We start from the raw sequence: 25,704 nt of genomic DNA on the forward strand, positions 1-25,704 counted from the left end.
GATCATGGAAACGGGGCTTCGTGCCATTAACGTGCCATTAGCTCACGCGGGCGGGCACTCCTGAAGATCCATCGTCGTCGTCCGGGTTGCTCTGGTTGATCTTGTCGTCGATGGAATCGGCGATCTTGCGGTCGGCTTCCGCTGTGCTGTGTTGGTAGATCAGGGCGGCGCGGACCGAGTCATGTCCCATCCGCTGCATGAGGTCCTTGAGGCTCGCACCGGAGCTGGCGGCGATCGTGTTGCCGGTGTGTCGGAGATCGTGGAAGTGCAGGCCAGGAAAGCCGATCTTCTTTGTGCTCACGTCCCACTTGGCCGCGCGCCGGAAGTTGCTGCGGCGGAGGATGCCGCCTCGTGCGCCTGTGAAGATCAGCGCGTCGGCTTCTGGTTCCGTGAACTGGTCGAGGTGTTCGCGAAGTGCCCCGATGATCGCTTCAGGGACGGCGATCGTACGGACCCCCGCGCGGGACTTGGGCGGGCCGACGAGGAGTTCGCCCGTGTCGAGCTCGACGTGCTGTTGCCGAACGCTGACGGTCCGGGCGATGAGATCCAGGTCCATCCGACGCAGGGCCACCACCTCACCCCAACGCAGGCTGGCGAAGGTGGCGAGGAGGACCAGGGCGCGGAGGCGTTCCGGCATGAGGCCGGCCAGCTCGAACACCTTCGCCACGGTGAGAACCGGCCGCTCTTCCGGCTTCTCCTCGCCGGCCCCACGGATGCGGCACGGGTTGCGCGGGATGATCTGGTCGTCTGCCGCCGTAATGAGGACGGCCCGCAGGAAACGGTACGCCTTGGCCACCTCGGACTGGCCGACGCCGTTGCCGAGCAGCAGGACCCGCCACTCGCGGATGGCAGCCGTGTCCACCTTGCCGATGGGCATGCCGCCGAGCTGGGGACGGATGTAGCGCTTGAGCAGCCCTCTGTAGATCTCGACGGTTCGAGGGCGGAGGTTCGTGCGTTCCGAGATCCACTTCTCCGCGTAGTCGCCGAGCTTGACCTTGGCGCGCTGTGGGTCGGTCCAGTCGCCCGTGACCAGCTTGGCCTCGATCAGCGAGAGAGCCCTTTCAGCGTCGCGCTCGCGGGCATAGGTGGTCTCGCCCACGCGGATCTTGCCGTCGGGACCGGGGTAGCGGATCTGGAACCTGCCGGACGGGAGTTGACGGATGCTGCCGAAGCGCCGCTTTCCTGGCTTGTTCGCCATCAGGCCGCCCTTCCTAGGTCGATTGCCGAAAGGTCTTGTCCGGCTGCTCTGGCTTCCAGCTCTCTGAGGTGGGCTCGCCAGCGTTGGCGTTCGTGGACGGAGCGGAGCAGTCGAACGGTGAGGGGTGGCACGTTGCCGTCGCCGGCCGGGACGGGTCGCCAGATGTAGCGGTGCGGGTCGGTGGGTTCGTCGGTCTGGCCGAGGGCCTCCAGGACCCAGGTACGGCGGTCCTGCTTGTGCTCGGCGAGGGTCTTGTTGGACCACTTGCGGGAGACCAGGACGCGGCGTCCGGCGTAGCCGAGGTGGTCGGGCTTGTGGGCCTTGCCACGGCAGCGGCCGGGCTGCATGCCGGGTTTGGCTCCCTTGGGCTGGACGCCGTAGCGGAGCCAGTTCGGGCAGGTGGGCGAGCAGGGTTCGTAGCGGAGAGCGTCGAGCATGCGGGCGGCGTGCTCGCGCTGGGCCTGGCCGCCGTCGAGGGCGTCGCCGAGGGACTTGGTGAGGTACTTGGACAGGTAGCGGATGCACTGGTCGGCGTCTGGGGTGCCGGCCAAGACTCCTTGGACGTCGATCTGTTCGCCGAAGCGGATGACGTGCAGCGGTTCGGCGTCCTCGTCGAGCGCGTCGAGGGCTTCGTCCCAGGTGGGCAGGACTTCGCCGGTGACTGGGTTCAGGTAGCCGGTGCCGTCCTGCCAGACGGGCATGTGGGCGCCGTCGAAAACGACTTCGTCGGCCTGTGGCCACCAGACCTGATGGTAGGTGGCGGCGGCGATCTGCTTGAGCTCCGCGCGCGGGAGCGTTCCACGGATGGCCATGTGCAGGTGCGGGGCGAGCCGCTTCTGAGGTTCCACTGAGGCGAAGTACTGCACGTCGTAGCCCGCGACGCGGCGCAGGTTCTGCACGAACCGGTCCACGAGCTTGGAGAAGTGCAGCGCGTCCCGAGCGGCACGCTGGTAGTCGTAGACGTCCGGGTCGATCGGTACGCCGTCGCGAACCTTGCCGTACGAGGGCAGGGTGAGCGTCACAAACAGCGACGGCCGGTAGACCTTCCCGTCCGTGCCGTGGAAGGTGCGTCCCAGGGTGGTGTGAGCCATCTTGCGCTTGGGCAGGTCCGGCGCATCCTGCCGCCGCCGGGTGGAGCGGGAGCGCTTGGCGGCGGTACGACCGAGGACATTGCCGCGCATCCCGGCGGCGTTGATCTCCTCGTCCAGACCGCTGATCAGCTCGTCCAACTCGGAAGTGTCATCGCCGGCCTTCTCGGCGGCCTCACGCTGGGCGTGGACGTCGGCGCGGAACTCCACCAGCCAGCGCTGTTCCTCGTCCGGCTGGTTCGGCGTGATGACGGGTTCGGCGTCAAGGTGCCAGCCCTCCCGGCACTGAGCCTTACGGAGCTGCTTGTTGCGCTTGGCACACGGCGGGCACTTGCTGTCGAGGGTGGCCCCGCACGGGACGTCGATGATCTCCCACTTACCGGTGTGCGTGTCGAGACGCTTGAGTGGGATGGGCCTGATGCAGACGCCGTGCTGCTTGGCGACCTCCACGAGCACATCCCGGGCCATCGGCATGGCCTGGCGGACGGCCCGAGGAAGGGCGCGGTCGTGGGCATGAGTCATGCGGCCTGCCCGTGGTAGGCGACCATGGCGCGGATGTCGTTGTCAGAGACGTAGGCGGCGCGGACGCGGATCGGTTCGGGCGAGGTCTCCAGGCGCATATAGGCGACGCCCGCGCCCAGCTCGGGCACTGGTGAGATGTGATCGGCCAGGGCGCCCCGGTCGCGTGCGCCGTCGCCGAGGACCATGTCCACCTGTTCGGACTCGTCCAGCCGCAGGGCGATCTTGTCGGGGAACAGGTTGCGGATGTTCATGACCTCCTTGCGCGGGTCCTGAAGTGCGGCCATGACGCCGACGCCGACCGAGCGGCCTTGCGTGGCGAGCGTGGCCAAGGCGGCGGAGGTCCGCTGGCGGAGCTGACGGTCAGGCTGATAGGCGGTCAGGAACGCCACCTCGTCGACGATCACCAGGACGAACGGGTCGTCCACGGTCGGGGTGTGGGAGCGCTGGAGGCCGGCGAAGCGGGTGGCGCGCTTCTGCATGACGCTGACCGCCTCGTCCAGCAGGTCGGCGCACTCGGCCGGATCGGCGGCGTACCGGCCTTGGAACAGCTCCCGCCCGAAGGAGAGCTCCATCAGCTTGGGATCGAGCGCCCAGACCTCGCACAGGCCTGCGCGCATAGCGGGGAGCAGTCCGCGGATCGTGTCCCAGAGGAAGGAGCCCTTGCCGGCCCCGGTCGCGCCCGCGATCAGGACGTGCGTGCCGTGCACCTTGAGCCGGAGTGGCTTGCCGTCCTCCTGCTTGCCGATCTCGACCGGTCCCACGGTTGGTTCGTTGGGGATGGGCAGTGCCGGCATGGGTGCGGCGAGTGGATCGGTGCGTGGGAAGGTGACCAGCAGCCTGCCGCCCTTGAGGAGCGCGATGCGGCAGGAAGCGGAGCCGAAGCCTTGGGCGAGATTGTCGATGCGGTCGGTCCAGTCCTTGACCGCCTGGCCGCCGAGCATCCGGACGGTGACCCGGTCGGCCCAGCCGTCACAGGTGACGCGGAGCAGGCGCGGCATGTAGACGTGTCCGTTGACGCGCTTGGCCAGGCCGGAGACGTCCATGACGGACTGCCAGTGTCGGCGGTAAACGGACATGAGCCGCCACCAGGCCAGCAGTCGCCAGCCGACGAGCCGGGCGAAGGAGCCGGGCGCGGTGCAGGCCCAGGCGAGCAGGGACAGCACGGCGAAGCCGAGCGTGGATGCCGCAGCGGGCCAGCCGTAGCCGTTCCAGACGACGCCGAGGGCGAGCGGGACGGCGACCGCGACGGGATGACGCCAGGTGGTGCGGACGAGGGCGGCCAGGAAGCGCCAGCCGTAGACGATGAAGGTGACGATGGCGGGTGTCTTGAGCACGGCCGGGCGGAAGACGCCGGCCGTGTCGGGCGTGGTGGAGACAAGATTGCGCGCCTCGTCTCCAGGCAGCCGCTTGAACATAAGCTAGGAACCTCTCGTGATGTGGAGTCGTGGGAGAACCGAGGGGCCGCCGGAAGTTGCCGCTTCCAGCGGCCCCGCCTACTTGTGTCAGGCCGCCGGGCCGGTGGCGTCCGGGGTGGCGTCCTTGTCGTCGGCCGTCTGTTCGGCGTGCAACTGCTCGCAGTCGGCCAGGTAGCGAGCGGCAGCGGTGAAGATCTCGCGAGCGGTGGCCAGATCGGCGTCGGTGACGGGACCGGCACTGGTGGTGGAGATGTGCACGTTCGCCTCGTCGGAGGTGAACTCCAGGAACGGGCGCGGGTCGTCGAGCAGCAGCCCTGCGCCGGCCTGGAGGCGCGGCGTGTGGAAGGAGACCCGGACTTGCGGCTCGGAGTCGGGCCGCAGGGACAAGGTGACGTAGGTGTAGGGCCGGTGCTCGCTCATGCCGCCACCCCGCGCCCGTCGGGCAGGCCGTAGAAGCTGCGCTCCAGGGAGCGGGCGAAGCGCGATGCCTCACGGGCGAGCTGGCGCGCGAACTCCAGGTCCTCCACCGTGACCGGCCCGCTGGTCGTGACCAGGACGCAGGTGGCGCCGAAGTCGAGCGCCAGAACGGGCTCACGACGTGGGAACGGGTGGTTGAGCGTGCGGGCGGCGTGCCCGGTGGTCAGTCGGATCACGCTGTTGCGCGGGGTACGGCGTCGGGTCATTTAGGCGGCGTCCTTTCCGGCCGGGGTCTTGCTCTGGGCGGGCTGGTTGGTCGGGCGGGGTGCGTGCATCTCGCGGACCTTGATCGAGTACGCGAGACGGCTGGAAGCGTTGACGTACGGCGTGACGGACATGCCGTCGAACTCGACCGGCGTGAACGGCAGCCCCGGCATCGGCTGCGGGGGCACCGGCTGGACCGGGGCGAGGATCTTGACCGCCACCGTCTTCTGGGCGGGCTTGAGGGTCGGGTCACCGTCCATGACCGCGACCTGCCAGACCAGCTCTTGAGTCTGCTTGTCGCGGGCCTGCACGAACCGGCCGTTGGACGAGGCGTCGAAGTCCTTGACGGGCTCGACCTCACCGACGACGTAGCAGCCGTGCGGGAAGACCATGTCGAAGGTGACGGGGATGGGACCTTGCAGAGCCATAACGTTGGTTCCTCTCTTGGATGACAGGCACTCGACCTATCGAGTAGCTAGACGATAACTGTGTGCGTAGCTTGCTAGGTCAAGTGACTAGGTGCGAGGTGACGTGCGTGTCACCAATGAGATAGACAGTCGCCCAAGCCGATGGCCCGGCGTATGGGGGAGGATTTAGTGCGAATCCTGTGGGGCTGCTTGGCCGTGGTCGTGATCGCCCCGCTGGTCGGGCTGTTCCTGCTGATCATGATGCCGGTGTGGCGTGACGATGCCCGGCTCGACGACCTTCATGAGCGCGTGCTGGCCATCCCGCTACCGCCTCAGACACGCAGCAACGGCGACAGCGAAGCCGAATTCAGCAAGAACGGCAGTGGAAATGGCGACTACTGCCACTACGAGATCCGACTGCCTCTCACCACTGGTCTGTCGGCCGGGGAGATCGGCGCCTACTATCGCAAGGCCGCCATTGCCGGAGTTGACGACCCAGCTGAGGTCCGCCTGAAATGGGGCGAGGACACCGAAGACGGTAGAGCCGTCGTAGTGGAGTTCAGCGACCTCAGCGCCAGCGACGGGGACATCCGCTGCGCATAGACGGCAGCCGGATCACGTGATCGGGTAGGCGTCTTCCAACTCGTGCCGGTCGGCAGGAAGCAAGACCTCGACGACAGCAAAGGGCCGGCCGGAGGCATCACGGACGGCGCCGAACACCGCCAGGAGCGGGACGTTCCTGGGCATGCCCAGTTGCATGGCCTCATCGGCCGAGGGCATGCGCGCGGTGATCTGCTCCACGATGTGATCGAACCGTACGCCCTTACGCGCCTGAAGATGCTCCCGGAACCCCTGCCGCAACGGCTCACCACTGGTGAGATCCGTACCTTCGGAAAGATCCAACGGCAGCCACAGCGACACCAGTTCGGTCGGCTCGCCATCACGCACGATGAGCCGCCGCCGAACGAACACCTTGCTCTTGGGCTGCACGTCGAGCAGCACGCTAACGCGGTTCGGGGCGGTCACAGCGCCCACTTCGACAACATCGCCGGTGGTGTCGGACTCAGGCTTGGTCAGGTACGCCTGCCCGGGACGTTTCTGCTCGATGGAGGCCATGGCCGGACGGCCGCGCACGAAGCGCCCCTTGCCCTGCTGGGACTCGATCCAGCCTTGCTCACGCAGCACGCGCAGGGCGGCGACCACGGTAGGACGGGAGACACTGAACTCCTGAATGAGTTGGTTCTCGCTCGGGAGGAGCTTGCCCGGTGGATAGTCTCCCGACTCGATGCGCCGCTGAAGAGTCTGCACAAGCTGCGCATACTTAGGCGGCACGGACTCTAGCGACATCATGACCGTCCAACAGCCGACAAGTTGTTTTACCAAGTTTGAGCGTATCCGGCTCGCCACTCTCTGTCCATGCGGTTGGCGACAACGGAGCCGCGAACGCCAGATCCGGCAGGCAGCGCAGCGGCGGCTGGGAAGGATGCCGCGGTGGCGGTCCCTGCGACTGCCTGCCGGAGAGAGGCGCGACGAGACACAGCAACGGCTCCACCCCCCTCCGAGAAGAACCGCGCTTGTCCCGCCGCGCCCCGTCATCACCTGGCGATGTACTCGGCCAGGACGTTCGCCGCACCCGCCGGATCGTTGGTCGGATGCCGCCGCTCGGCGTTCTGCCAGGAGTAGTAGGCCCCGCCGTACCCGACGAACACCCACACCGGCAGACCCGGATCCGGCTTGTGCACCATGAGCGCGCTGTTGTTGTCGCGCAGCTCGGCATTGACGCCGAGAGCCACGAGCCGGTCACGCAGCCGGACGAGCATGTCCCCCTCGTCCTGGTTCTGCGCGAAGCCAGCCGCAGCCGCCTGCATGATCGAATTCATCTTTCGCTCCCTTCGGCCTGGCCGCCGCCGAGGCAGTCGAGACACCGCCGCTCCTCACTCGAAAGCTGATCTCCGCTGTCGTCGCCGATGAGGAGCGCACGGCGCGAGTTGCGCAGCTTGATCCCGCGTCCCCGGCAAGCGGGGCAGGGCGACGTCTTGCATGTCTCGTCTGGCCGGGTCACCGTCGCCAATCTCCTCGTTCATCCGGCGTTCCCTGTGGCGGGAGGCCGCGTGACGTAGCGTGGTTGATTGATGACAAGTCCACCGGCAACCGCGTTCGAGCAGGACCCCTGATCGGCCCCCTTGTTTCCCCTTTCGAGCCCCCAGCCGGGAGGAAGACCCGAAGATGCCCGACTACATCCCGAACGTTCGCCTCCGCGCCTGGCGCAACGAGCATCGCCTCACCCGCGCCGACATGGCCGACCGCATCAACGCCACACCGGTAGGCATCGCCGAAAGGCTGACGTGTGACGAGGAGCGCGTACGACGCTGGGAGGCCGGCGAGGTCCGGTGGCCACGCACGCCATACCGGTTGGCGCTCACGCAACTGACCGGCCTGGAGCCGGAAGCACTCGGGTTCTCCCAGACCAAACAGACCAGCAGCGGCCTCATCGAGGCCCGCCTGATCCCTGCCGACGCCCTCCGCGCCGAGGCCGAACTGTACGGCACCATGGAACTCGCCCAACAGCTTCAGGCATCCGACGTGGGAGCCGGAACTTTGGAGGCCCTTGCCGAGGCCGTCGATCTCCTGTGCCGCGCCTATCCCGTTGTGCCCGCAGGCACGCTACGCGACCGCACTCAAAAACGCCTGGCACAGATCAATCGTCTGCTCGCTGGTCGCCTCACCTTGAACCAGCACCGCGAACTGCTCGTCATCACCGGCTGGCTCACCGCCCTGCTGGGCTGCGTCCACTACGATCTGGGCGAGCGAGAAGAGGCCGAAACAACCCGACGCGCAGCCTTCGAGATGGGCCGCCAGGTCGGACACGGCGAACTCATGGGCTGGGCACACGAAATGTCAGCCTGGTTCGCCCTCGTCGAAGGCCGCTACGAAGACGTTGTCACCGCCGCCCGCATGGGCCAAGCCATGGCTGGCACCAGCAGCGCCATGGTCCAACTCACCCTCCAAGAAGCCCGCGGCCTGGCCCGCATCGGCGACCGCCGCGAAGCCGACCGCGCCCTCACCCGCGGAGCCGAAGTCCTCAGCAGCCTGCCCATGCCCGAGCACCCAGACCACCACTTCGTCTTCGACCATGCCAAGTGGGTCTTCTACGCCGCCACCTGCTACACCTGGCTCGCCGACGACGATCGCGCCGAAGAACACGCCCGCGAAACCATTCAGATGCACACCCGCCCCGATGGTACCTCCAACGCCCCCATGCGAGTTGCTGACGCGCACATAGACCTTGGCATCGTCCATGCCCGACGTGGCGATCTCGATGCGGCGGTGGACGAAGGCATGGCCGCATTCGACATCGACCGACGATCTCTCACTGACCTCGTCAATCGCGCCGGAGACCTCGACCGGGTGCTACGACAACGCTATCGCAGGGAAGCCCTTACTGAAGAATTCCACGAACGATTCGTGACCGCCCGTAGAGCCCTCACCAACCGTCGTCCAGACCTGCTCGACTGAGTTGAGGATGTGACCTGCGCTGCAAGGTCCTTACTGCTCGTCCCGAGTATCTGCGTAGCCCGTGGGGCAGCCTGCCGGTTACCAAAGCGGTCCTTGCATCTGCGGATGAGAACGCTCCTGCGGCGACCAGGCACGTGCGGAGGTTCCTCGCCTACCGCCACTCTGGCTACGCACGATCAGTGCCGTCAAGGCGCAGGCCCAGTGACCTGCGAACTTTAAGTCTCTGTGCCGGTTGGGAACTCTTGCCCTCTTCGGCCCGTTTTGCCAGCTAGAATTGCGTAGAGTTGCCCGAACGAGCAGTTGTCGACTCCTGGGTTACGCGAGGAACCGATGAAGGCAGCGGAATATCAGTCGCAAGAGCATTGGCTCTACTCATTTATAGATGAGTATTCAATCAAGTCTTCCGACGACTTTCATCGTGCCATGCATTTTCCGGGACCTATTAAGCGTCTAGAGGAACTGGCGCAGGCTGCGGCTACTGATCGCCTATGTATGCCGACAATGCCTGAAGGGGCGATCTTGGCGGGTCGCGGTATAGACATGTCGGGAGAAGTGGGATGCTTCGGCTACGAGTGCGTGCGGCATGACGTTGACCTCTCGTATGCAAGAATACTTACCTACTTCGATTATGTAGTTGCTGAGGGAGTAGCTCCGGCAAGTTTTTTGTCAGAGCTTGAAGGGATCGCCAAAAAGGATGTCGGGCGACTCTTTTATAGAGTGGGCGAAGCCATTAAAATGCTCCTCTATTTCAGAAATGAGGGTATCGATAAACATGTCCTCTTTCAGTCGAAGGGGTTGGCTCTTTGCGAGAAGCATAGCAAGGAGTTGAGGGAAAGCCCTAAGCCTGCGCCTTACCTTCCCCGGGACGTTGTAGATAAGGCCATATCGCGGCTTGCCGCCGAAGCAAAAGTCGCAGCACGATGGTCTAATGGGGCCTGGTATTTTGACGTCGAGCACGAATTTTTCTCGGATCCTGCGCGTATGTCCATGAAGGGGAAGAAGTCAAAGCGTCCCTCGAGAGAAGAAGTGGCTAAGTCCATAGTTGATTACTACTCCTTCTTGATGCAATCCGACGTGAGTACTGCATCGCGATTGCGCCTCCCGCTTGCGCAGGCGTTTCGTGCTTCGTGGATGGGCGGCAAATCGAAGCCCGTCGACCACTCATCCCTTGTTGCGCTAAATCTCAGACTTCCAGTGCCGGAATCAGTCTCGCTGGGAGACCTGGTTAAACTCCGCAACGACGAGAGGGAATGTTTTCAAGTATTTCGATCCGCTCTCAGCAGTGCTATCACAGAGCAGATAGGCAGGCGAGAATCGGCTGCACCTGATGAGATCGCCAAAGCTGTCACTCGGGAATACATTGAGCCGGCCATTGCCGACATAGATAGACGTCTAAGAATCAATCAAAAATTGCTTGCGCGCAAGTCTGGCACAAGCATTGCGGTCGGTACCGCCGTTGCGTCGGCCGGCGTTATGAGTTCCATGCCTCTAGTCCTCGCTACCGGTGTTGCCGCTGGGGCAACTGTTCTCACTCATATCTATAAATACTTCGACGAGAGAGGGGCGGTGGAAACTTCGGATATGTATTTTTTGTGGAAGGTCGCGCGACTTGGAAAGCATCGCTAGCTCAAGCAGAAGCCAGCGCTCTGCAACCAGCAACCATACGAGCCTATCAGCAGGCTACGTGCGCGCAATTGTTGCCTGCAAGCAAAGGGGCGTGCAGGCTGATCGACCCTCCGAAGAGAGACGGCAAAATGTAGACGGTCCAGGCTTTGCGCCGCAACGTCACGCGATTCGTCAACTCGCACTTTGCTGAATTATGCTTATAGGCATCAAGCGGCGGCGCAGCGCGCCGTCGTGCCTCCGGCCCGCCACCCGCCCGCCGTCCGGGCATGCGGCCTGGGGGCCGGTCCCGGACGGCGCGGGACTGCGGGCCGGCCGCCGTACGCCCACCCCACCGCACGGACCGAACGCTCCGTTCGGGGTTGCCGCGCCGCCGCACAGATGCAGCCCTACGATCGCCACGGCATGGTTGATCGCCGTTCGTGGCTGGGGGCGATCGAAGGTCCAGGGCTTCGTTCCTCAGCCCTGGCCCACGGAGCAATGTGGCTGATCATCGGGCTCGGTGCTGGCGCCGTTGGTGCTCCCCGCAGTGAGCGCAACAGGCACCAAGGCCAGTGGGTACGCGCGTACGCGTGCGTGCCATACCCGTGCCATTCAGTGATCCGAGAGTGATGGGAAAGCGCTGGTCGGTCGGCATGGACGCAGGCCAGAGAGGCATGATCACCGTGCCATTAGCGTGCCATTAGCTTCTGTCCAACGGCTCGCGGATGGGCGGCATTCACGTGGGAGTGACCAGGTCGACGGCACGCGACGCCGATCTTGGCTCCTTACAAGCGAGGGGTCACTGGTTCGAACCCAGTACCGCCCACCAGCAGAAAGAGTGTCCTCGATGGGGACGTCATGACGCGAGGAAGCGCCCGCCGTCCACGAAGGAGGACGGGCGCCTGTCGAAGGAGCCAGCGGGGCTTCGAGCGGCGGTGCGGTGGGTCCGGGTGACGGCACCGGAATGCCCAAGGGCAGACACTCCGCCACTGGCGTACCGGGTGCTGTTCCTGACGTCGGATCTCAGCGAGGCCGTCCCGTTTCAGTGACCGGGGACGGTCCTCGTCGTCTGGGGCCGAACAGGTCTATCGCGCGAAGGCGCACTGGGCGGAAATGATGGCGGTGCCCCCGGAGGACCCGAGAGGACTGAAGATCGAGACCAGCCACCCCCTCCCGTCATCTGTGGCGTGATCGTCTACCACCTCAGGATTCGGGAGGATCCCAGGCAGGTGGTAGCCTCCGCCGAGAACCTTCTTCCCTGCAGGGCATCTGACTTCTCCGCTGACCAGACTGTTAGGGCGCAGAGTGATCTCGGCACGGACGATCTCGTGCCCGATGATCGGCTTGTCGTGCCTGAAGATGTTGTCGCGCTCTGGGTTGTCGTAAGCGGACGCCGGTGCCTGGAACGAGGCGGCCAGGATGGCTCCCGCCAAGGTGGTTGTGGCCAAGGAGACCGCGCGCTTCGGTGAGATCATCTTGCTTCCTTGTCTGTGAGTGCCGTGGTCAGGGCATACAGCAGATACCCATGTGACAAATGGGGAGCATCTGGCTCAATCGATGGCCTGGCAAACAGTCGGCACGCCCCCGCGTTCGGGCCGACGAACGTCCCTATCCATCAGGTGGCCACGGCAGGCGAGCTGGGAGACATCCAGGCGGTTGTGGAACTCGGGCCGAAGCTGGATATCAGCGAGCGGGCGCGCTTGTCATGGCCTGGCCGTGGCGTACGCCTTGTGCCTGTGGGACCGTGCCGACGACGCGATGGCCTCGCTGTTGGAAGCCGAGACCATCGCTCCCGAGCAGGTGCGCCATCGCTGCCTCAGCCGCCAGCTGAAGGCAGTCCCCCTGGCGTGAGGTCGAGGCTGTGAATGATCCGGAACCTCCGCCGTTCGCCCCGTCATGTGCCCGAGCAGTGGGGATCTTGCTCGTCCGGCCTCGGAAAGGCGATCGCCGGTTTCAGCGGTCGTCGTCGGCGAAGCCTGTGCGGTAGGCGAAGACCACGGCTTGGACGCGGTCGCGTAGGTCCAGTTTGGTGAGGATCCGGGAGACGTAGGTTCGGACGGTCTCGAAGCTGATCACCAGTTCTGCGGCTATCTCGGCGTTGGAGAGGCCACGGGCGATCAGCCGCAGCACCTCGCGTTCGCGGGGAGCCAGGACGGCCAGCGGATCCTCGTCGGGGGTGGGGACGGCCGGGCGGAGGCGGTCGGCGAAGCGACCTATCAGGGTACGGGTCACGGTGGGGGACAGCAGGGACTCTCCGCGGGCGACGGTGCGGACGCCGTTCACCAGGTCCAGGAGAGGGGCGTCCTTCAGCAGGAAGCCGCTGGCTCCGGCACGCAGCGCCTCGTAGACGTACTTGTCCACGTTGAACGTGGTCACCACCAGTACCTTCGGCGGCGCCACGACACCGGGGCCGGCGATGCGCCTCGTCACCTCGATGCCGTCCATCAGCGGCATGTGGATGTCCATGACCACCACGTCGGGCTTCAGGCTGGTGACCGCCTCGACCGCGGCCAGGCCGTCGGCGGCCACGCCGACCACCGCCATGTCCGGCTGCGCGTCGAACGCCGTCACGTAACCGGCACGGACGATCTCCTGGTCCTCGCAGATCACGACGCGGATGGTCATCTGGCACCGCCTACGGGGATCGACGCGGAGACTCGGAAACCGCCGTCCGGTTGCTCGCCTGTGGCCAGCTCGCCGCCCAGCGCGCCTATCCGGTCGCGCAGTCCGGCCAGGCCGCGGCCGCCGGAGAGGCTGCTTCTCGCGCCGACGGGGACCGCGGCAGCGGCGTTCGTCACCTCGACCTCCACGCGGTCATCCCGGTAGCCGATGCGCACGGTGGTGGGGCGGCCTTGGGCGTACTTGACGGCGTTCGTCAGGCCCTCCTGCACCGTCCGGTACACGGCCAGCCCCACGCCGACCGGGAGCGAGGGCTGGTCGCCGTCCTCCACCAGTTCGATGGGCTGGCCGCCGCTTCGCATGTGTTCGACCAGGTCTCGCACGCTGCCCACGACGGGCGTGGCCGACTCTCCGGTCGCCTCCAGCACGTCCAGCAGATACCGCAGTTCGGCCAGGGCTCGGCGGCCGGCGCCGCCGATCGTGGACAGTGCCGTGGCCACGCGCTCCGGTGACGTGGCCACGAACTGCGTGGCGTCGGCCTGCACGACGATGGCGGTGACGTGGTGGGTCACCACGTCATGCAGCTCCCGCGCGATGCGCGCCCGCTCTGCGGCGGCCGCGGCCTCGGTGGCGAGCCGCCGTCGCTCGGCCTCCTGGAGCCGCTGCCCGCGTACGAAGGCGCCGCCCAGCCAGCACGCGGCGAAAAGCAGGTAGAACACCAGGAACTCGCTCTGCAGAACCGGTGAGCCGAGCAGGACCACGGCCACGCACAGCACGACGTACGCGACCGATGCCACGACGGCGATGACGCCCCGGAACCGCTCCTGGTGCGCGCCCACCGAGTACAGCGCGATGTACACCGTCACGGTGCCGAACTGCATCGGGTAGCCGAGCGTCTCGTGGATCATGAAAGCCGTGCCGTTGATCGCCAGACACGCGGCGGGCCATCGGGTACGCACGGCCAGAGGCACCGTCTGGGCCAGGATCAGGACGATCTGGAACGCGTCGGCCGGGCGTCCTGACAGGTTGCCGAACTCGACGCTCATGATCGACAGCGCCGGCACGAACGCCAGCCCGGTGGTCACGACGGCCAGCCACCGGTCCCACACCGTGGCGTCGTAGACGCGCCACACCTTCCGCAACCTTCGTAAGCGGTCGCCGGCCCAGGTCCCCGACATGGCCCAGAGCCTAGCGATCCCTGATCCCCGATGTTGCCGTGCTTGTCCCTCATGTGAGCTACACGGAATGTCCACAACGCGGTGATTCGGGACAGGGCCTTCCATCCCTACCTTTCTCGTCAGCGGCCGACAACCACGGTCAACCGCGAAGCCAGATCACGGCACATCGGTCATTCGGAGGACAGCACCATGGGAAACACCATCCGCGTACGCGTCATCGTCGCCGGCGCCCTGACCACGGTCGCGGCAGCGGGGGCAGTGATCGGTGGGCAGCCGGCCGGCGCCAGGGCCGTGGCGACCGCCGGTCACGTCCAGACTTCGATCAAGTGGGGTCAGTGCCCCCAACTCGCGCCAGGCGCCGAACGGGACCCCAGGCAAACCTGCGGCACTGTCAAAGTGCCTCTGGACTACCGCCGCCCCGACGGAGAGACCATCACCGTCGCGGTCTCCAGGATCGCCACCGCCAAGCACGGCAAGAAGCGCGGCGACCTGCTGTTCAACCCGGGCGGTCCGGGACTGCAGGGCCTGGACATGCCTGGCCAGATGGCACTCACTCTCCCGAAGGAGGTGCGGGACTCCTACGACCTGATCGGGTTCGACGCGCGCGGCGTCGGCCACAGCACCCCGATGAGCTGCGGTCTGTCCGGCCCCAGCCTTGTCACCATCTTCCCCTACCCCGGCGCCGGCGGCTCGATCGAGGGCAACGTCACCACCGCGCGCGCCGTTGCCCGGCAGTGCGCCACGATCGGTGACAAGCTCCGCTTCTTCAACAGCGCGAACACAGCGCGCGACATGGATCGCATCCGCCAGGCCCTCGGGGCGCGGAAGATCTCCTACTGGGGCCAGTCCTTCGGCACCTACCTCGGCGCGGTCTACGCCTCGCTGTTCCCCCGCAACACCGACCGGATGGTGCTGGAGGGCAACGTCGACCCGAACAAGGTGTGGGCGAAGATGCTGAACACCTGGAACCAGGGCATGAACGACCGGTTCCCGGACGCCGCCCGCGTGGCCGCGGCGGCCGACGCCGACCTCGGGCTGGGCGGCACCGCCGGCGAGGTCACCGACACCTTCATCGCGCTGGCCGACCGCCTCGACCGGAAGCCGGCCATGATGCCGGGCACACCGGTGGCCATCAGCGGTGCGCTGCTGCGCGGCGTCACGTACCAGATGTTGCAGCGCAACGAGATGCTCGCGCCGCTCACCCGATTCTGGAAGGCGGCGGCCGACCTGTCCGCGGGCAAGGCCCTGGCGGACGCGGACGCCGCCGTGCTCCGGCAGATTCTCGCCGACACCCCGGCTGTGAAGGGCGTGCCTGCGGACAACCAGGCGACCATGGTCCTGGCCATGCTCTGCGGGGACACCACCTGGTCGCGAGAGGTGGGCTCCTACGCCGACGCCACCGCGGCCGCCCGCGCGAAGTACCCGCTGAGCGCGGGCATGCCCAACAACATCCTGCCGTGCGCGTTCTGGTCGCAGAAGCCGATCGAGCCGGTGGTCAAGGTCACCTCGCACGGTCCGCGTAACATCCTGATCCTGCAGAACCGCCGCGACAACGCCACGCCGTGGGCCGCGGGCCGGGGCATGCACAGGGCCCTGGGTGACCGCGCCGGCTTCCTCGGTGTCGAGCACGGCGGCCACTTCGTCTACGGCACCGGCTCGACCTGCGCCGACAAGGCCACCGTCGCGTTCCTGATCAAGGGAACCCTGCCGGCCAAGAACGTCTCCTGTGCGGGCCCCCGGCCCTGACCGTCATGCCATCGGGGCAGCGCGGAGACGGTCAGCGGGGAAGTGGTTCCCCAGGCCGGCCCACAGGCCGGCGCACCGACGGGAACGATCTTCGCTCCCTGCCGGCGAGGGGTCACTGGATCGCATCCAGTACCGCCCACCTGCACCGGGAAGCCCCGTAGCGATCTCGCTACGGGGCTGTCGTGCCATCACGTGCCCTGTGCTGTGCTGGACAGTACGCCGGACGAGACCTCCGGCCCGCTGGTCATGCGCGCCCTTCGCGCGGACGGGCTGATCCGTACGGAGCCCGGCGTGGGCAGCTTCGTGACCAAGCCCGAAGAGCGCAAGGAGATCGGCGCCCCTCAGGAAGCGCATGCCGTGACCTTGAGGTGGTCGGCCATCATCCAGTGGTACTGAGGCCGGTCGTTCGGCGTCCGTACGGCGCGGAACAGAACGCCGTTCGCCCATTTGTCGGGGTATTTGTCGTCGTACGTGATGAGCTGCTGCCTGGTCTTCTCCCTGAGAATGCCTGCCTGTGGGTCCGGCAGGTGGTAGACGGGGGCCGAGTCGACGATCACCACGGCGCAGTGCTGACGCCCCACGATGGGCATCCGGGCGAGGCTCGGCGCCTGGGCCGTCGTCTTCGGCTCCAGTGCGGCGTTGATGAGTTGGCTCACCCCGGCGACGAGCACCGCGCTGACCGACGCGATGGCGAGGTGCCGCAGCCATGGGTGGTCAGGTCGCGGGGACCGCTCTTCGGTCCGCGCTCTCGCTTCAGCCTGTCGTGCCTCGCGGACGCGCTGCTCCCACTCGCGCCAGTCGCCGCCCAGATATTCGATGATGTCCCGCACGGCCGGTTCCGGTGGGATGCCGCGACCGGAGAAGAGATCGCCGATCACGGTCTTGCTGCGGTTGATATCACCGGCGATTTTTCGCGTACTGGGCGAATTGGCGGATTTGCGCAGCTCTTTGAGATCAGCATAGAACTGGCGAAGAACCTGGCGATAATCAGTGTGTTGTCCGGTATCCACTCGCCTGTCCAATCCCGAAGCCGCCGGTATGTCTGAGATAGTGCCGCAATTTCGGCATTGATGGGGAGGGCTCTGTCCGCACTCTGTCCGCGGACACGAAACCCCTTGCCCGCCGGCTTCCCGAGGCGCGAATGTCGGGGCATGAACACAAACAGCAGGGGCAAAGCCCTCTTCGCGGCCATGGTTCTGGCGATCGGCACCATGGGGGCAACGGCCACGGAAGCGGCGGCGGCCGCAGAAGGGACATCCGTTCCCGGATGTCGCCTTTATCGACCGGACCCGCACATCGTGGTGAGCCAGCGAGTCGGGGTAAATTACTACTTTTCATGCAATAACCGTCGTATTCGGTACGTCAAGGTCACATTAGCCCTGAAGCGACACCGGGGCGGACTCCTGGACGCGGTCGAGACGTCGTACCAGTTCGACAGCTTCCGGGACCCCGCGCAGGCCGGCATCAACACCACGCTGGAGACGCCCTCGGCGTGCCAGTCCGGCAAGCGGTACCACGGCGACATCACCATCAACGTGTCTCTCGCCGGCGCCCAGAGTCGCACCTCGACCGTGCGCGGCCCCTCCATCACCTGCGTACGTTGATCGAGGAAGTCTCGATGACCACGACAACGACCTGGGCACGGGCAGCCGCCCTCGCCGCCCTGGCGGCCACGCTCCTCAAAACCGGGTGCCACCACCCAGCCCTGCATTCCCTGAACCGATCGCCGGCAGCCGGAAGTCGCAACATATTCCGGACCACGTGCGCCTCTGGTGATCGGGGCGCGCCCTCCCGAAGCAGTTATTCGGCATGAAACGGAGGAAACGCTACCGTGATGTTCGACCTGTATGTAAGGTGCCTCCGGTGATGGGCACACTCCCTTACGCGATGGCCATCTCGGGCACAGCGCCATCCGCTCTCGCCGTGATCCTTGGCCTGATCGTCTTCGTAGGCGGCCTGGCCCTTCTGACGCAGCTCATCCGCTATATCGCCGAGCGCCGGGCCGCCACGCGCCCCTCGGTTCACTTGGAGCCCCCGGACGCGTCCTGGAGATCCCGGGTTCACCCAGGTCAGATTTGCTGGGCGTCCCTACAGTTCGCGGATCGTCCAGGCTGGAAAGACCGCCCTTGTCTTGTGATACGCACCCATGAGCAGGGCGTGGATGTGCTGAAAATCACCAGCAAAAACAAGTCGCATCGGTATGAATGCATACAGATACCAACGAGAAGTTGGGACAAGCGAGCACGGGAAGACAGCTGGCTCGACCTGGGGGAGAGCTACTTCATCTGGGATCAGGCGATTCGGCGCGTCGCAGGATTCTGTGACGCGGCGACGTGGCACCAGGTGACGCGACGCCATCGCACCGGCTATGTCTACATCGCGAACAGCGCCGGCGACAAGTAAGCAGGGCGACGGACTTCAGCCATTCGGGTTCACGACAGAAGAACGCATGAAGGTGCATGGCACAGGTGACCAGCCGAGTGAAAGAGTTGCCGTGGCCCGTGCGTGAAGGCCAGGTGAGCGAAGCGGCTCTCATCCACGATGAGCAACGCATGTCCGTCTCCACGATCGACGGTCAGAAGTGGTACGCCCGCTATGGGCCGCCCGGTCTCTCCCATGAGGCGCTCTCGGAGGAGTTGGGCAAGGCTGACCCGCGCGGCAACGTCAAAGTCACGGTGAGGTTTCCGTCTATGGCATGAGGCCCGGCAGCGCAGCTGAGAGGACGCGGGCCTGAGCCGCACCAGGATGAACGTCTCTGGCCCGGGCGTTCCGGCGGGTAATAGCCGGGGCGGTGTGGCGTGACCTGGACGGATGGCCGATCATAAGGCCATGTCGCTCCGCGTGTACGAAACCGATCTGTTCGAGAGCTCTAGGGGCCGTTTGGAGGCGATTGCCTACCGGCTGCTGGGATCTGCCGGGGATGCGGAGGACGCGGTGCAGGACACGTACCTGCGCTGGCACGCGGCGGACCGGGAACGCATCGAGACGCCCGAGGCCTGGCTGACCAAAGTGCTCACCAATCTCTGCCTCAACCAGCTCACCTCGGCGCGGGCCAGGCGGGAGACGTACGTGGGGCAGTGGCTTCCCGAGCCGGTGCTGGACGGGGACCGGATGCTCGGTCCCGCCGACACCTTCGAGCAGCGCGAGTCGGTCTCCATGGCGATGCTCACGCTGATGGAGCGGCTGACGCCCAACGAGCGCGTCGTGTACGTGCTGCGCGAGGCGTTCGGGTACGCGCACCGAGAGATCGCCGAGATCCTGGACATCACGGAGTCGAACTGCCAGCAGATCTACCGGCGGGCCAGGCAGCATCTGGCTGCCGAGCGATCCCGTACGGAGGTCGACGCCGCCGCCGCACGGAAGATCGTCGAGGAGTTCCTCGCCGCGGCCCTCAGCGGCGACACCGAGCCGCTGATCCGGCTGCTCGCGGACGACGCGGTCAGCGTGGCCGACGGCGGCGGGAAGGTCGTCGCGCGCAGGACGCCGGTCATCGGAGCCCTGGGCATCGCCCAGTACCTGCGTGGCATGTTCCAGCCGAGCGACTCCAAGCGGACCCTCGTCGGCGGCGATCCCGTCTTCTACGCCGTCGTCGTCAACGGCGGTCCTGCCGTGCTGGTCGAGGTCGGCGCGCAGGTCATCGGCGTGATCTGTCTCGACACGACCCCTGAGGGCCTCGCCTCGATCCACATCCAGGTCAACCCCGACAAGCTCCAGCGCATCACGCGTCAGTGGGCGGCCGATGGATCTCGTCGCCCGGTCCCGTTGAGCTGGTGACCCACATCACATCAAGTCCCTGTCAGGGATCGTGCGCCTGTCCGGTTCAGGAGGTGAAAGCAACCAGATAGGAGCGTAGCCATGAAGCACCGCATCGTCGTCCTGGGAGCCGGGTACGCCGGAGCCAACGCCGCCGGCCGCCTCGCCAAGCGGCTGCACCGCGACGACGTCGAGATCACCCTGGTCAACGGCGACCCGGAGTTCGTCGAGCGGGTCCGCATGCACCAGCTGGCGAGCGGGCAGGATCTGCGGCCCCGCCCGCTGCGCGACGTCTTCGCGGGCACCGGCGTACAGGTCAGGACCGCGCGGGTCACCGCCGTCGATGTGGAAGGCAAGACCGTCGAGCTCGGCGGCGAGACCCTCGCCTACGACACCCTCGTGTACGCCCTGGGCAGCACCCACGCCGACCAGGGCGTCCCTGGTGTCGCCGAGCACGCCTACAACGTGGCCGGCAAGCAGGCCGCTCTCCGGCTGCGGGCGCGCCTGAACGAGGTGAAGCCCGGCGGGACCGTACTGATCGTGGGCGGCGGCCTGACCGGCATCGAGGCGGCCACCGAGATCGCCGAGGCCCACCCGGACCTCGAGGTCGCGATCGCCGCCCGCGGCCGCGTCGGCGGGTGGCTCAGCGACAAGGCCCAGCGTCACCTGCGCGGCGCTTTCGACCGGCTCGGCATCACGGTTCACGACCACGTCGACATCGCGCGCGTCGAAGCGGACGGTGTGGTCACCGCCGCGGGCAGCGAGATCCGGGCCGAGGTGACCGTGTGGACCGCGGGGTTCGGCGTGCACCCGATCGCGGCCGCCACCACCCTGAAGGTGTCCGACACCGGGCGGATCGTCGTCGACGCCGGCATGCGATCGGTCTCGCACCCCGACGTGTACGCCGTCGGCGACGCCGCGTACGCAGAAGGAGCGGGTGGCAAGCCGCTGCGGATGTCCTGCGCCTCGGCGAACCCGATGGCGTGGCTGGCGGCCGACGTCATCGCCGCGCGCCTGACCGGTCGCAAGGTTCCCGAGACCACGATCGGCTACTCGGTGCAGTGCATCAGCCTCGGACGCCGCGACGGGATCATCCAGCGGGTGACCCCCGACGACCAGGTCACGTCCAGCGTCTTCACCGGGCGGACCGCCGCCCGCATCAAGGAGATGATCTGCGCGAGCGCGGCCTGGAGCATCTCGCACCCGACCATGCTGATGCCGAGCCGCCGCCGCCACCTCGCGGGCACCGGCGCCGTGGAGGCCCGGCCTCTCACGCAGGCATGACGAAGCGAGCGCTGCCGGGCGAGCGTGGTGGTCCGCTCGCCCGCGCGCTGCCCGCGAGCTTGTGCCTGAAGGATTGTTCGTGCCCGATCCTGGACAGACGGTAGACCGCCGTCGGCAGACGGTGAGACTGTAAGGGGCAGGGCGACCTGCTGGAGGAGATCGTGAGTCAGTCCGAGTTGACCACGGACATGGTTCTCGCCGCCATCCGGGACCACGAGTTCGCGGCCTATGACGTCCTGGTCCGGGATCATCCGTCGGAGGCGGTGATCGCCGGGTTCACCGCCGCGGCCAGGTCGGGTTTCACCACCTTCGGCGTGGCAGTGCATCTGGCGTCGCTGACGGACAAAGGACGCAAGCAGCTTGACTCCTGACTTGTGCGTCATGACGAGCGGACGGAACAGTCCCTTGTCGTGAAAGCGAAGGGCACGGAGCCAAGCGAGGTCAGCGGCATGGTCCTCGGCCTGCTGGCGGTGATCTGGTTCATCGGGGTTCCGCTGTGCCTCTGGCAGGCACTCGCCACCGCGTTCACGGGTGGCGCCGAACTCGATCGTGGCGGCACGAACGCGTGGCTGGCCGCGGCGGCGGTGATCTTCACTGTCGCGCCCGTCCTCGCCACCGGCATCTGCGTCTTCACCGGCAGAGTCGTACGTGCCTGGATCTTCGGCCTCGTCGCGACGGCGTGTGTCCTCTTCGTCCTGGCGAGTCTGTACACGGAGGCGCGACAGGCGGAGCTGCGCCGTCCTCCGCCGCCTCTGCCGTCCGGCTACTGCGCCGAGTACAGCGGCGGCGACAGTGACTGCCCAGGTGGATGAGCGTCGTCTCAGGTGACCGATTTAACGAGTTGCGCGGCTTTGGGCGGGCCGCTGTACGCTTTCGCCTCATCCCGTCAACCCCTCGCATGAACGGACCTCGCCGTGGCGAAGCTGAACCAGATCCTCGCCGTGGAGAAGGGCGTCAAAGCCAGCAGCCAGCGCGCGGTCGCCGACGCCCACCACACCATCCAGAAGCACCCCCTGCTGTCGGGCCTGTCGCGCACGTACCAGCCGATCGACGACGAGGGCGAGCAGCTTCCGCCGGAGTCCACCCGCGTCCAGGTGAAGGCGGAGGAGGTGCTGGCCGAGGTCGGCAAGGCGCTCACGAAGCTGTTCGACGTGACGGCGACCAAGGACTGGACGAACACCGTCGCCAAGGCCGACGTCGTCGTGGACGGGACCACCCTCATCGAAGGCGCGCCGGTCACCTACCTGCTGTTCCTGGAGAAGCAGCTGGTCGAGCTGTACGCGTTCATCGCCAAACTGCCGACCCTGGACCCGGCCGAGACGTGGACGTTCGACGACAACTCCGGCGCGTGGCGTACGGAGCCGGTCAAGACGACCCGCACCAAGAAGGTGCCGCGCAACCACGTGCTCGCCGAGGCGACCGACAAGCATCCGGCGCAGGTGCAGGTGTTCACCGAGGACATCGTCGTCGGCTACTGGACCAAGACGGCGTTCTCCGGCGCCCTGCCGGCCCGCCGCGTCAACGAGCTGCTGGCCCGGGTGCAGAAGCTGCAGGACGCCGTGAAGTACGCCCGTGAAGAGGCCAACAGCGCCGAGGTCGAGGACCGCAGGGTCGGCGACGCGGTGTTCGCCTACCTGTTCGGCTAGCGTAGAGACTCCCCGTTGAGCGCGGGGTGCGCGAAAGCGCGAAGCTGAGGCTGAAGCTGAAGCTGACGAACGGCCCAAGCGGAGGTTCGAGCCCTCCCCGCGGTTCGCGCCGCGGTAGCCCAACCGGCAGAGGCAGCCGATCACAATCAGATTCTCGCTCGAAGCTCAGCATTGACCGTCGAGAGCCACATCGACCGAGGGCAGGCCATGATTGTTGAGATGCCGGTTCGAATCCGGCCCGCGGCTCTTCATGCCGCGGTGGCTCAATGGCAGAGCGCACATTCGTCATAGCTGACCTGCTCTCTTAAACGCTGCTGGCCTCACATATGGCGGCAACATTCAAGGCCCCCCGGCTTGGGAACGCCGGGGGGCCGCCGTCGTTGTCCGGGCCGAGCCGTCAAGGGGGGACAGATGTACGTGCGGTTCCAAAGTCCCGTGCCGAACAGGCGAGGCACATATCCGGGCGTGTTCGGCCTCGTCAACGCCCTGGCCGAGCAGGGACGCCTGTCGGACGCGGAGGAAGCCTTCAGGCGCGAGAACAACGCCTGGTACGACACCAACTTCACCGACCCCGCCACCGTGGACCCCACCGTCTACGACCGCACCGTCAATCCGGAGGCGGCGGCCTGGTTCAAGGCGTCAGCCGGGCACCTCATCCGGCGGGTGCCGGGATACCTGGCCATTCTCGCCGCGCACGGCGTGGAGTGCGTACGCCTCGAATCGGCGGACCCGGGCAGGATCATCTACGCGGACGACGATCAAGTGGTCGTCGTCCCACGCACCGTCGAATAGGCGACGACCGTCAGCGGTACAGGTCGTGGTGAATTGGTCGCTGCCGTCGTGGTGAGATTCGCTTGGGATGACGGTCGCTCCCAGTGCTTTTCGTCGTCCTGCGGATCAGCGGCTTCGATTGCCTTTTCTTCTGCGGTTCGGCGACGGAGGCGTGGCGCGGCGGCCGGAGGCGGTCTGGCTGGGCTTGCGTTCCTTGCGGCGCTGGGCCGGCTTCTCGGCGGCGGCGGGGGCGGGGGTGCGGCCTCGAGAGCTGTTGACCGTGCGGCCGCGTACGATGCCGATGAAGTCCTCCACCAGGTCCGTGGTCGCGTCGGTGGGCCAGGCCAGGCCGACCTGCGACTGCGGCGCGTCGAGCAGCGGCCGGTACTTGAGGTCCCTGCGGTGGTGGAGGCGCGCCAGCGACTGCGGGACCACCAGGAGCCCGGCGCCGCTCGCGACCAGCTCGACCGCCTCGCCCGTCGTCGCCGGGCGGGTGAACGCGGGCAGGCCCGGCCGGGTCGTCCACTCCAGGGTGTCGTCCAAGGGATGCAGGATCTCGTCGTCGGCCAGGTCGGCGAGGGTGACCTCGTCGGCGGCGGTCACCGCATGGTCCTTGGGCACCACGACCACCGTGGTCTCCACGTAGAGGGGGATCACGCTGAGCACGTCGCGATCGACAGGCAGCCGGACGAATCCGGCGTCCGCGCCGCCGTCGCGCAGGAGCGCCACCACCTCGGCGGCGGGGACCGCGACCAGGGTGAGTGGTACGTCGGGCATCCGCTCGGTCCAGATGTTGACCCATTTGGCGGGTGTCACTCCGGGCGCGTACGCCAATCGGAAGGCCCTGCCGCTCTCGCCATCGGTCACCGCCTCAGCGTACCGATGTCAGGGAACCCGTTCCGACTGACTACGCTTGGCGTCATGCCGTCGCCCAAACCGAAGACCGTCCAGACGATGAAGCCCGAGACCGCGGCGAAGAAGCTGGGGGTCCTCCTCTCGGCTACTCCCGCCGAGTTCCAGGCCGGGCCGGTCTCCAGGGACGAGCTGAACGCCCTGCAGGCGAAGCCGCCCGCCTGGCTCGCCGACCTGCGCCGCAACGGCCCCCACCCCAAGCAGGTCGTGGCCGCCAAGCTCGGGGTCTCCATCTCCGGGCTGGCCAGAAGCGGCATCACCAAGCCGCTCACCACCGCCGAGATCGACGAGATCAAGGCGGAGAACCCGGCGTGGCTGGAGCACGAGCGCTCCGTCCAGGCCGAGGCCCGCAAGGAGGCGCTCCGCCTCAAGCAGCAGCGAGCGCAGGAGGGCTGACCTGGCGCCGGCCGCGCCGGCTCTCCTAAGCGTTTCCGAGCGTCCACAAGGCCGCGATGGGAAGGGCCCGCAGTTTCTCGGCGAACGCCAGCGCCTGCTCCCCGGCGTAGAGCACGAAACCGTGCGCCGAGCCGGTCGGCCAGATGGCGCAGGCCGCGGAAGTCGTCGCCGCGCACGGTCTCCGCTGCCTTGACCTCGATCCCGACCACCTCGCCGGAGGCGTGCCGCCCGCGTGCTCGTGCCGGTCTGCTGTTGTCATCGCAGGTAGAGGCGGTTGTGTGGGCGTTCTGCCGGAGGTGTCGTGGGCGGTCTGCCGCTGCCTCCGTGGGCGTTCTGCCGCCGCTTCTGTGGGCGGTCTGCCGCTGCCGGGGCTAGGGCCGGTCCTGGGGGATCATCGCGGCCACCAGGAAGCAGGTCCCTGCCACCAGGCATCCGATCGATGCGAAGAACACCACGTAGTACAGCGACCGGTCCGCCACGAGGCTGGACAGTGGCAGGAGAACTAAGCAGAGGCCCGTGAGGAGCTGGCCCAGACCGTATGGGCGTGACCGGAGCTTCGTGCGCTGACGCTCCGTCGCGACGAGGATCCGCCCGGTGGCCAGGGTGTGGATGCCGAGGGCGGCCAGGACGCACGCCGGCACGAGCCTGAGCACCGTCGTTGTCAGGTCCATGTGCGCCGGCTCCTCGGATCGGGTCGGTCAGGGGTGGGGCCATCGTGCCGTACGGCGCCGACGAAGATCAAGACGGGCAGGACCGGGAAGGGTCAGACGGCGGCGGCCATCGCGGGGGCCGGGCAGGGGCCGGCGTCGGCGAGGGCGCGGAGCTGGTCGGCGAACGCGAGAGCCTGGTCGGGGGTCAGGCGGGGCTCGGAGCCCACGTAGAAGACGACGATGTCGCCACCCGGAGTGCGTACGGCGTTGAAAGGAATCATGGTGCTTCGCATTCTTCCGTGCGGCACCGACAGTTT

Annotated in this window: 29 protein-coding genes and 1 tRNA gene; 15 read left to right on the forward strand and 15 right to left on the reverse strand. The window is 66.9% G+C overall.

The annotated features are described in order from the left end of the window. Nucleotides 1–37: 37 nt before the first annotated feature. The 6 genes from ACBR40_RS39095 to ACBR40_RS39120 form a co-directional block, all read right to left on the reverse strand. On the reverse strand, nucleotides 38–1,198 hold the full coding sequence (locus ACBR40_RS39095) for a tyrosine-type recombinase/integrase (protein WP_371251955.1): 1,161 nt from the start codon (nucleotides 1,196–1,198) through the stop codon (nucleotides 38–40). Further along, nucleotides 1,198–2,808, reverse strand: a complete 1,611-nt coding sequence (locus tag ACBR40_RS39100; RefSeq protein ID WP_371251956.1) for a replication initiator — start codon at nucleotides 2,806–2,808, stop codon at nucleotides 1,198–1,200. Before ACBR40_RS39100 ends, ACBR40_RS39095 begins: the two co-directional genes overlap by 1 nt. Further along, nucleotides 2,805–4,223, reverse strand: a complete 1,419-nt coding sequence (locus ACBR40_RS39105; RefSeq protein WP_371251957.1) for an FtsK/SpoIIIE domain-containing protein — start codon at nucleotides 4,221–4,223, stop codon at nucleotides 2,805–2,807. Before ACBR40_RS39105 ends, ACBR40_RS39100 begins: the two co-directional genes overlap by 4 nt. 87 nt (nucleotides 4,224–4,310) lie before the next feature. Next, nucleotides 4,311–4,643: a hypothetical protein gene (locus ACBR40_RS39110; protein WP_371251958.1), complete on the reverse strand. Its 333-nt coding sequence runs from the start codon at nucleotides 4,641–4,643 to the stop codon at nucleotides 4,311–4,313. Then, the gene (locus tag ACBR40_RS39115; protein WP_371251959.1) at nucleotides 4,640–4,906 is read right to left on the reverse strand and encodes a hypothetical protein; all 267 of its coding nucleotides are present in this window, start codon (nucleotides 4,904–4,906) and stop codon (nucleotides 4,640–4,642) included. Before ACBR40_RS39115 ends, ACBR40_RS39110 begins: the two co-directional genes overlap by 4 nt. Next, nucleotides 4,907–5,332: a plasmid replication, integration and excision activator gene (locus ACBR40_RS39120; protein WP_371251960.1), complete on the reverse strand. Its 426-nt coding sequence runs from the start codon at nucleotides 5,330–5,332 to the stop codon at nucleotides 4,907–4,909. 189 nt (nucleotides 5,333–5,521) lie between these two features. Here ACBR40_RS39120 and ACBR40_RS39125 point away from each other — a divergent pair, with 189 nt between their 5' ends. Beyond that, entirely contained in the window at nucleotides 5,522–5,914 is a 393-nt protein-coding gene (locus ACBR40_RS39125; RefSeq protein ID WP_371251961.1) for a hypothetical protein, read from the forward strand. Nucleotides 5,915–5,926: 12 nt separating this feature from the next. Here the strand turns inward: ACBR40_RS39125 and ACBR40_RS39130 are convergent, their stop codons facing one another. Both ACBR40_RS39130 and ACBR40_RS39135 read right to left on the reverse strand, forming a co-directional pair. After that, nucleotides 5,927–6,619, reverse strand: a complete 693-nt coding sequence (locus ACBR40_RS39130) for a GntR family transcriptional regulator (RefSeq protein WP_371251962.1) — start codon at nucleotides 6,617–6,619, stop codon at nucleotides 5,927–5,929. A gap of 287 nt (nucleotides 6,620–6,906) precedes the next feature. Then, nucleotides 6,907–7,191, reverse strand: coding sequence for a hypothetical protein (locus ACBR40_RS39135; RefSeq protein ID WP_371251963.1), 285 nt, complete (start codon nucleotides 7,189–7,191; stop codon nucleotides 6,907–6,909). Nucleotides 7,192–7,537: 346 nt separating this feature from the next. Between ACBR40_RS39135 and ACBR40_RS39140 the strand changes: the two genes are divergently transcribed. Both ACBR40_RS39140 and ACBR40_RS39145 read left to right on the forward strand, forming a co-directional pair. Further along, nucleotides 7,538–8,827, forward strand: a complete 1,290-nt coding sequence (locus ACBR40_RS39140; RefSeq protein WP_371251964.1) for a hypothetical protein — start codon at nucleotides 7,538–7,540, stop codon at nucleotides 8,825–8,827. 330 nt (nucleotides 8,828–9,157) lie between these two features. Then, complete coding sequence (locus ACBR40_RS39145; protein ID WP_371251965.1) at nucleotides 9,158–10,453, forward strand: hypothetical protein; 1,296 nt, start codon at nucleotides 9,158–9,160, stop codon at nucleotides 10,451–10,453. Nucleotides 10,454–11,517: 1,064 nt separating this feature from the next. Here the strand turns inward: ACBR40_RS39145 and ACBR40_RS39150 are convergent. The 3 genes from ACBR40_RS39150 to ACBR40_RS39160 all read right to left on the reverse strand — a co-directional run bounded on the left by ACBR40_RS39150 (nucleotide 11,518) and on the right by ACBR40_RS39160 (nucleotide 14,229). Then, the gene (locus ACBR40_RS39150) at nucleotides 11,518–11,907 is read right to left on the reverse strand and encodes a hypothetical protein (protein WP_371251966.1); all 390 of its coding nucleotides are present in this window, start codon (nucleotides 11,905–11,907) and stop codon (nucleotides 11,518–11,520) included. A 478-nt stretch (nucleotides 11,908–12,385) separates the two neighbouring features. Continuing rightward, nucleotides 12,386–13,057, reverse strand: a complete 672-nt coding sequence (locus ACBR40_RS39155; protein ID WP_371251967.1) for a response regulator — start codon at nucleotides 13,055–13,057, stop codon at nucleotides 12,386–12,388. Then, nucleotides 13,054–14,229: a sensor histidine kinase gene (locus ACBR40_RS39160; RefSeq protein WP_371251968.1), complete on the reverse strand. Its 1,176-nt coding sequence runs from the start codon at nucleotides 14,227–14,229 to the stop codon at nucleotides 13,054–13,056. Before ACBR40_RS39160 ends, ACBR40_RS39155 begins: the two co-directional genes overlap by 4 nt. 189 nt (nucleotides 14,230–14,418) lie before the next feature. Between ACBR40_RS39160 and ACBR40_RS39165 the strand changes: the two genes are divergently transcribed. Further along, the gene (locus ACBR40_RS39165) at nucleotides 14,419–15,975 is read left to right on the forward strand and encodes an alpha/beta hydrolase (RefSeq protein WP_371251969.1); all 1,557 of its coding nucleotides are present in this window, start codon (nucleotides 14,419–14,421) and stop codon (nucleotides 15,973–15,975) included. A 341-nt stretch (nucleotides 15,976–16,316) separates the two neighbouring features. Here ACBR40_RS39165 and ACBR40_RS39170 read toward each other — a convergent pair whose 3' ends face one another. Beyond that, entirely contained in the window at nucleotides 16,317–16,985 is a 669-nt protein-coding gene (locus ACBR40_RS39170; RefSeq protein ID WP_371251970.1) for a hypothetical protein, read from the reverse strand. 141 nt (nucleotides 16,986–17,126) lie between these two features. On the opposite strand from ACBR40_RS39170, the gene ACBR40_RS39175 reads away from it, so the two are divergent. The 10 genes from ACBR40_RS39175 to ACBR40_RS39220 all read left to right on the forward strand — a co-directional run bounded on the left by ACBR40_RS39175 (nucleotide 17,127) and on the right by ACBR40_RS39220 (nucleotide 23,450). Beyond that, nucleotides 17,127–17,579, forward strand: a complete 453-nt coding sequence (locus ACBR40_RS39175; protein ID WP_371251971.1) for a hypothetical protein — start codon at nucleotides 17,127–17,129, stop codon at nucleotides 17,577–17,579. A gap of 259 nt (nucleotides 17,580–17,838) precedes the next feature. After that, nucleotides 17,839–18,378 (forward strand): hypothetical protein, encoded by a 540-nt coding sequence (locus ACBR40_RS39180; RefSeq protein WP_371251972.1) that lies wholly within the window; start codon nucleotides 17,839–17,841, stop codon nucleotides 18,376–18,378. Between the two features lie 56 nt (nucleotides 18,379–18,434). Beyond that, complete coding sequence (locus tag ACBR40_RS39185) at nucleotides 18,435–18,674, forward strand: hypothetical protein (RefSeq protein WP_371251973.1); 240 nt, start codon at nucleotides 18,435–18,437, stop codon at nucleotides 18,672–18,674. A 130-nt stretch (nucleotides 18,675–18,804) separates the two neighbouring features. Continuing rightward, nucleotides 18,805–19,749, forward strand: a complete 945-nt coding sequence (locus tag ACBR40_RS39190; RefSeq protein ID WP_371251974.1) for an RNA polymerase sigma-70 factor — start codon at nucleotides 18,805–18,807, stop codon at nucleotides 19,747–19,749. Nucleotides 19,750–19,830: 81 nt separating this feature from the next. Further along, the gene (locus ACBR40_RS39195; RefSeq protein WP_344212612.1) at nucleotides 19,831–21,012 is read left to right on the forward strand and encodes an FAD-dependent oxidoreductase; all 1,182 of its coding nucleotides are present in this window, start codon (nucleotides 19,831–19,833) and stop codon (nucleotides 21,010–21,012) included. A gap of 161 nt (nucleotides 21,013–21,173) precedes the next feature. Next, nucleotides 21,174–21,383 (forward strand): hypothetical protein, encoded by a 210-nt coding sequence (locus ACBR40_RS39200; RefSeq protein ID WP_344212610.1) that lies wholly within the window; start codon nucleotides 21,174–21,176, stop codon nucleotides 21,381–21,383. A 3-nt stretch (nucleotides 21,384–21,386) separates the two neighbouring features. Next, nucleotides 21,387–21,824 (forward strand): hypothetical protein, encoded by a 438-nt coding sequence (locus tag ACBR40_RS39205; RefSeq protein ID WP_371251975.1) that lies wholly within the window; start codon nucleotides 21,387–21,389, stop codon nucleotides 21,822–21,824. A 102-nt stretch (nucleotides 21,825–21,926) separates the two neighbouring features. Further along, nucleotides 21,927–22,658 carry a hypothetical protein gene (locus tag ACBR40_RS39210; RefSeq protein ID WP_344212606.1) on the forward strand — a complete coding sequence of 244 codons (732 nt, stop codon included), beginning with the start codon at nucleotides 21,927–21,929 and terminating at the stop codon, nucleotides 22,656–22,658. Between the two features lie 108 nt (nucleotides 22,659–22,766). Continuing rightward, nucleotides 22,767–22,904 (forward strand) — tRNA-OTHER (locus tag ACBR40_RS39215). Nucleotides 22,905–23,093: 189 nt separating this feature from the next. Continuing rightward, entirely contained in the window at nucleotides 23,094–23,450 is a 357-nt protein-coding gene (locus ACBR40_RS39220) for a hypothetical protein (RefSeq protein ID WP_371251976.1), read from the forward strand. Between the two features lie 105 nt (nucleotides 23,451–23,555). Here the strand turns inward: ACBR40_RS39220 and ACBR40_RS39225 are convergent, their stop codons facing one another. Further along, on the reverse strand, nucleotides 23,556–24,296 hold the full coding sequence (locus ACBR40_RS39225; protein ID WP_371251977.1) for a LysR family substrate-binding domain-containing protein: 741 nt from the start codon (nucleotides 24,294–24,296) through the stop codon (nucleotides 23,556–23,558). Nucleotides 24,297–24,350: 54 nt separating this feature from the next. Here ACBR40_RS39225 and ACBR40_RS39230 point away from each other — a divergent pair, with 54 nt between their 5' ends. Beyond that, entirely contained in the window at nucleotides 24,351–24,737 is a 387-nt protein-coding gene (locus ACBR40_RS39230) for a DUF5997 family protein (RefSeq protein ID WP_344212600.1), read from the forward strand. Between the two features lie 371 nt (nucleotides 24,738–25,108). On the opposite strand, the gene ACBR40_RS39235 is transcribed toward ACBR40_RS39230, so the two are convergent. Both ACBR40_RS39235 and ACBR40_RS39240 read right to left on the reverse strand, forming a co-directional pair. Next, on the reverse strand, nucleotides 25,109–25,408 hold the full coding sequence (locus tag ACBR40_RS39235) for a hypothetical protein (protein WP_371251978.1): 300 nt from the start codon (nucleotides 25,406–25,408) through the stop codon (nucleotides 25,109–25,111). A gap of 92 nt (nucleotides 25,409–25,500) precedes the next feature. After that, complete coding sequence (locus tag ACBR40_RS39240; protein ID WP_371251979.1) at nucleotides 25,501–25,668, reverse strand: hypothetical protein; 168 nt, start codon at nucleotides 25,666–25,668, stop codon at nucleotides 25,501–25,503. Nucleotides 25,669–25,704: the final 36 nt, after the last annotated feature.

The sequence above is a fragment of the Nonomuraea sp. AD125B genome (genome assembly GCF_041402765.1).
Classification (GTDB): domain Bacteria; phylum Actinomycetota; class Actinomycetes; order Streptosporangiales; family Streptosporangiaceae; genus Nonomuraea; species Nonomuraea bangladeshensis.